This is a genomic window from Bacillus sp. NEAU-242-2 (assembly GCF_027853835.1).
In the GTDB taxonomy this organism is placed as follows: domain Bacteria; phylum Bacillota; class Bacilli; order Bacillales; family Bacillaceae; genus Bacillus; species Bacillus velezensis.
In genome coordinates, this window is sequence record NZ_JAPNNY010000016.1 from 1 (window position 1) to 1,291 (window position 1,291).

Consider the following 1,291-nt stretch of genomic DNA (forward strand, 5'->3'; position numbering starts at 1 on the left):
TTTATCGGAGAGTTTGATCCTGGCTCAGGACGAACGCTGGCGGCGTGCCTAATACATGCAAGTCGAGCGGACAGATGGGAGCTTGCTCCCTGATGTTAGCGGCGGACGGGTGAGTAACACGTGGGTAACCTGCCTGTAAGACTGGGATAACTCCGGGAAACCGGGGCTAATACCGGATGGTTGTTTGAACCGCATGGTTCAGACATAAAAGGTGGCTTCGGCTACCACTTACAGATGGACCCGCGGCGCATTAGCTAGTTGGTGAGGTAACGGCTCACCAAGGCGACGATGCGTAGCCGACCTGAGAGGGTGATCGGCCACACTGGGACTGAGACACGGCCCAGACTCCTACGGGAGGCAGCAGTAGGGAATCTTCCGCAATGGACGAAAGTCTGACGGAGCAACGCCGCGTGAGTGATGAAGGTTTTCGGATCGTAAAGCTCTGTTGTTAGGGAAGAACAAGTGCCGTTCAAATAGGGCGGCACCTTGACGGTACCTAACCAGAAAGCCACGGCTAACTACGTGCCAGCAGCCGCGGTAATACGTAGGTGGCAAGCGTTGTCCGGAATTATTGGGCGTAAAGGGCTCGCAGGCGGTTTCTTAAGTCTGATGTGAAAGCCCCCGGCTCAACCGGGGAGGGTCATTGGAAACTGGGGAACTTGAGTGCAGAAGAGGAGAGTGGAATTCCACGTGTAGCGGTGAAATGCGTAGAGATGTGGAGGAACACCAGTGGCGAAGGCGACTCTCTGGTCTGTAACTGACGCTGAGGAGCGAAAGCGTGGGGAGCGAACAGGATTAGATACCCTGGTAGTCCACGCCGTAAACGATGAGTGCTAAGTGTTAGGGGGTTTCCGCCCCTTAGTGCTGCAGCTAACGCATTAAGCACTCCGCCTGGGGAGTACGGTCGCAAGACTGAAACTCAAAGGAATTGACGGGGGCCCGCACAAGCGGTGGAGCATGTGGTTTAATTCGAAGCAACGCGAAGAACCTTACCAGGTCTTGACATCCTCTGACAATCCTAGAGATAGGACGTCCCCTTCGGGGGCAGAGTGACAGGTGGTGCATGGTTGTCGTCAGCTCGTGTCGTGAGATGTTGGGTTAAGTCCCGCAACGAGCGCAACCCTTGATCTTAGTTGCCAGCATTCAGTTGGGCACTCTAAGGTGACTGCCGGTGACAAACCGGAGGAAGGTGGGGATGACGTCAAATCATCATGCCCCTTATGACCTGGGCTACACACGTGCTACAATGGACAGAACAAAGGGCAGCGAAACCGCGAGGTTAAGCCAATCC

General features: G+C 55.2%; 1 rRNA gene. It reads left to right on the plus strand.

Going from position 1 to position 1,291, the window contains the following annotated elements:
• Position 1: 1 nt before the first annotated feature.
• Positions 2 to 1,291, plus strand: a 16S ribosomal RNA gene (locus tag OWN49_RS19385); the annotation flags it as partial.